Raw genomic sequence first — 3,676 nt, 5'->3', positions numbered from 1 at the left:
TAGAAGGAAATTCTCTCCGTAAAGGAAAAATATAAGAGGTTTATAAGTTTTTTTTGATATAATTGCAGCATCTTAAAAGTGGCACAGTTTGACCGAAAACACTGGCACTATCCCTCCGAAATACCCAATCAATTGCAATTTTTCTCAGCTTTGGATCCTCTTCATTGCTTGCGATATTTCCAAGTTCGATTTGGTCTGTTATCTTTTTTATTGCAATTTTTCTCAACTTTGGGTCCTCTTCATTGCTTGCGATATTTCCAAGTTCGATTTGGTCTGTTATCTTTTTTATTGCAATTTTTCTCAACTTTGGGTCCTCTTCATTTCTTGCGATATTTCCAAGTTCGATTTGGTCTGTTATCTTTTTTATTGCAATTTTTCTCAACTTTGGGTCCTCTTCATTTCTTGCGATATTTCCAAGCTCTATTTGATCTGTTACATTAAAACTTTGTCCATTTATTTTTGTAAAAAAGAATAAAAAATTAACAGTAAATAATAAGTAAAAAAAATGTTTCATAATTTATAATATTTTCATAATTGGTATACACGAGAAATACTAATATACAAAAAATATCCTCAATCAATTTCTATAAATACATGTATATAAGGATAATACAGAAGCTTTACGTGATGACCCTGAACGCTCAGCGTCGATTCTAGGTCGTATTCCGGCAGGAAGATGGGGTGAGCCTGAAGATTTTAAAGGTCCAGCAGTATTCTTGGCTTCTAAAGCTTCAGATTATGTACATGGCACGATTCTAACCGTCGATGGTGGTTGGATGGGGAGATAATAAGAAAGACTGAGCCCATGCTCAGTCTTTCTTATTATAAATATAATCCCTTTTTGTCGATAAATTCTAACACCTTATCCGGTATAAAAAACTTAATATTTTTATTTTCTTTAATCGCTTTGCGAACGAATGTTGAAGACAATTCCATCACGGGCGTATCTGTCATTGTCACCGAAGGATGATTTTTTAAGTCTCCACCATCATATCCAGGTCTTGGATATACGATGATGTGATAATCACGAAGTATGATATCTGCATTTTTCCATTTTAGCAAACCGGCAAGATTATCTTCTCCCATTATCAAGACAAAATCATTATTCGGATACTTCTCTTGCAAATAAACCAGCGTATCGATAGTATAAGATGGTTGCGGTAAATTGAACTCTATATTGCTTGCACGTAGTTTTTCTAAACCTTCAATAGCCAAATTGACCATCTCTAGTCTGTCGTACATATTTCCCAAAGACTTCTTCTCTTTGAAAGGATTTTGTGGGGATACTACAAACCAAACTTCATCGAGTTCGGTAAAATTAGCCATATAATTGGCAATGATTAAGTGCCCTATATGTATAGGATTAAACGAGCCAAAAAATAAACCAATTTTCTTATTTGCCATTATTTAGAAAGAAAATCTAACACCAATTTTTCAGCCTCAGCTTTAGCTTCTTCTAGCTCAAAATTGTTTAATATAACATCAAATTTATCTGCAAAACTTAATTCATGTTCCGCCTTCGCAAAACGCTCTTGCAACTTCTCTTCCGAATCTGTTCCTCTACCTGCTAAACGCTCTTTCAAAACTTCCAAAGAAGGCGGATTAACAAAAATAGCCAGTGCTTGTTCTGGAAATTTAGAACGAAGGCGTAAACCTCCAACCACATCGATATCAAAGATTACGTGCTTGCCTAAAGCCCAAATACGTTCTACTTCCGAACGCAATGTGCCATAATATGTACCCGCATAAACCTCTTCAAATTCGATGAACTCTTGCTTTGCTACTTTGTGTAGAAACTCTTCTTGAGATATGAAATAATAATCTTTACCATCTACTTCCTCGCCACGAGGAGCACGCGTACTGGCTGAAATAGAGAACTCAAACTTGTCACTATACTTGCTCAGCAAATGTCTTACAATAGTTGTTTTACCAGCCCCAGAAGGCGCCGAAAAGATGATTAGCTTTCCGCTCATGTTTCTTATAGTACGTTTAGTAGTTGTTCTTTGATTTTTTCTAATTCTTCTTTCATACGAACTACGATTTGCTGTATGTCCGCATTATTTGCTTTGGATCCCAATGTATTAATCTCACGACCCATCTCTTGTGAAATGAAACCTAATTTTTTACCATTAGAATCTTCCGAATTTAATGCCTTGATAAAGTAATTACAATGGCTTTTTAACCTTACTTTTTCTTCAGTGATATCTAATTTATCGATATAAAAAACAATCTCTTGTTCGAATCTATTCTTATCAATATTCTCTTTACCTATAGCATCTTCCATATATTGATTTAGACGTTCGCGAATCAAAGGAATACGATCACCTTCTACAGATTCTACCTCCGCCATATAAGCCAAGATTAGGTGCACACGTTTTTCCAAATCACCTTTCAATACTTTGCCTTCGTCTGCACGAAATGCATTGAATTTCGCTACAGCATTATAAAAGGCGTCCAACAACACTTTGCCTTCTTCTTCATCCACTTCATCATCATTCGTCGAAATTACCTCCGGCATATTAAGAGCCAAGCTAAATAGGGAAGAAGATTCTTCACCTACTTCCGAAGCAATATCTTTTAATTGATTGTAATACTTCTTGAGTAATTCCGCATTGATCGAGGACGCTTTTGCAGTTTGATCGGCGTATTCTGATGAAATCATAACATTGACTTTGCCACGCTCGATAAGCTTACTGCATTCGCCACGAAGCGTCAATTCTTTATCGGATACGACTTTGGGAAGACGTATACTTAGCTCCAAAAATTTAGAATTAAGTGATTTTATTTCGACAGTGTATTTAACCTTCGCATTCTCTTGCGTGCCAACACCATAGCCAGTCATTGATTTTATCATATGCAAAGGTAGGAAAACTATGACTAAAAGTAAATAATTTAAGAATAGGCTTTATCTAGAGTTTTTAGCTCTAAAATATTCTACAATTGGTGGCACTAAAGAAATTCCAATTATAGCTAATACGACTATTGAAAAGTTCTTTTGAATAAAATCAATTTGACCAAAGAAATAGCCAGCGAAAAGGAATAATGAAACCCAAATAATTCCTCCGATAATATTGTATTTGCCAAAGTGACTATAACTCATTTTACTGATACCAGCCACGAATGGAGCAAATGTTCGTACAATGGGGACAAATCGTGCATAGATAATCGTTTTGCTACCATGCTTAGCATAGAAGTTTTGCGTCTTTTCTAAATAGGATGGTTTGAATACTTTAGCATTCTCTTTGAATACACGACCGCCAAAGTGCTTACCGATTTCATAATTCACAAAATCACCAATAATAGCCGCAGCTATTAACAACAGCAACATGATCATTATTTGCAAATCCGTTTCTGGTTTTGCTAGTAATGCGCCCATCGTAAATAACACAGAATCGCCAGGTAGAAATGGTGTCACAACCAAACCAGTCTCAGCAAAGATGATCAAGAACAATATTAAGTATGTCCAATATTGGTAATCATTAACAATACTTACCAAATGCACATCAATATGAAGTATAAAATCGAGTAAGCTGTTGATAATTTCCATAGTGTAGTGAACTACCCATTTGCTAAAGACAAATGGGCTTCGGGCTTCACAGACTTGTGCTTTGTTGCCAAAGTCTTATTTGAGTCTCCGCCCGTGTAATCGCCAGTTCCTGACGATATTATTTTTAAT

At 35.6% G+C, this 3,676-nt stretch carries 5 protein-coding genes and 1 pseudogene; 1 reads left to right on the top strand and 5 read right to left on the bottom strand.

Going from position 1 to position 3,676, the window contains the following annotated elements; genetic code table 11:
- Positions 1-40: 40 nt before the first annotated feature.
- On the bottom strand, positions 41-514 hold the full coding sequence (locus FLS47_RS16225) for a hypothetical protein (RefSeq protein ID WP_149915374.1): 474 nt from the start codon (positions 512-514) through the stop codon (positions 41-43).
- A gap of 79 nt (positions 515-593) precedes the next feature.
- Between FLS47_RS16225 and FLS47_RS16220 the strand changes: the two are divergent.
- Positions 594-788 (top strand): annotated as a pseudogene (locus FLS47_RS16220) (SDR family oxidoreductase); the annotation flags it as partial.
- A 34-nt stretch (positions 789-822) separates the two neighbouring features.
- Here the strand turns inward: FLS47_RS16220 and nadD are convergent.
- The 4 genes from nadD to FLS47_RS16200 are packed head-to-tail and all read right to left on the bottom strand — an operon-like array spanning position 823 to position 3,547.
- Positions 823-1,404: a nicotinate (nicotinamide) nucleotide adenylyltransferase gene (nadD, locus tag FLS47_RS16215; protein ID WP_149915373.1), complete on the bottom strand. Its 582-nt coding sequence runs from the start codon at positions 1,402-1,404 to the stop codon at positions 823-825.
- Entirely contained in the window at positions 1,404-1,973 is a 570-nt protein-coding gene (gene gmk / locus FLS47_RS16210) for a guanylate kinase (protein ID WP_149915372.1), read from the bottom strand. Before gmk ends, nadD begins: the two co-directional genes overlap by 1 nt.
- A gap of 5 nt (positions 1,974-1,978) precedes the next feature.
- On the bottom strand, positions 1,979-2,854 hold the full coding sequence (locus tag FLS47_RS16205; RefSeq protein WP_149915371.1) for a YicC/YloC family endoribonuclease: 876 nt from the start codon (positions 2,852-2,854) through the stop codon (positions 1,979-1,981).
- Positions 2,855-2,905: 51 nt separating this feature from the next.
- Positions 2,906-3,547, bottom strand: a complete 642-nt coding sequence (locus FLS47_RS16200) for a DedA family protein (protein ID WP_149915370.1) — start codon at positions 3,545-3,547, stop codon at positions 2,906-2,908.
- Positions 3,548-3,676 lie beyond the last annotated feature (129 nt).

Source organism: Sphingobacterium cavernae, from assembly GCF_008520265.1.
Lineage (GTDB): Bacteria > Bacteroidota > Bacteroidia > Sphingobacteriales > Sphingobacteriaceae > Sphingobacterium > Sphingobacterium cavernae.
Note: the sequence above shows the minus strand (reverse complement) of the source record. Positions and strands in the feature narration are given on the sequence as shown.

Excerpts from the sequence above, each read along its gene's own strand:
- FLS47_RS16205 (WP_149915371.1), bottom strand. The coding sequence starts at position 2,854 with ATGATAAAATCAATGACTGGCTATGGTGTTGGCACGCAAGAGAATGCG.
- FLS47_RS16200 (WP_149915370.1), bottom strand. The coding sequence starts at position 3,547 with ATGGAAATTATCAACAGCTTACTCGATTTTATACTTCATATTGATGTG.
- gmk (WP_149915372.1), bottom strand. The coding sequence starts at position 1,973 with ATGAGCGGAAAGCTAATCATCTTTTCGGCGCCTTCTGGGGCTGGTAAA.
- nadD (WP_149915373.1), bottom strand. The coding sequence starts at position 1,404 with ATGGCAAATAAGAAAATTGGTTTATTTTTTGGCTCGTTTAATCCTATA.
- FLS47_RS16225 (WP_149915374.1), bottom strand. The coding sequence starts at position 514 with ATGAAACATTTTTTTTACTTATTATTTACTGTTAATTTTTTATTCTTT.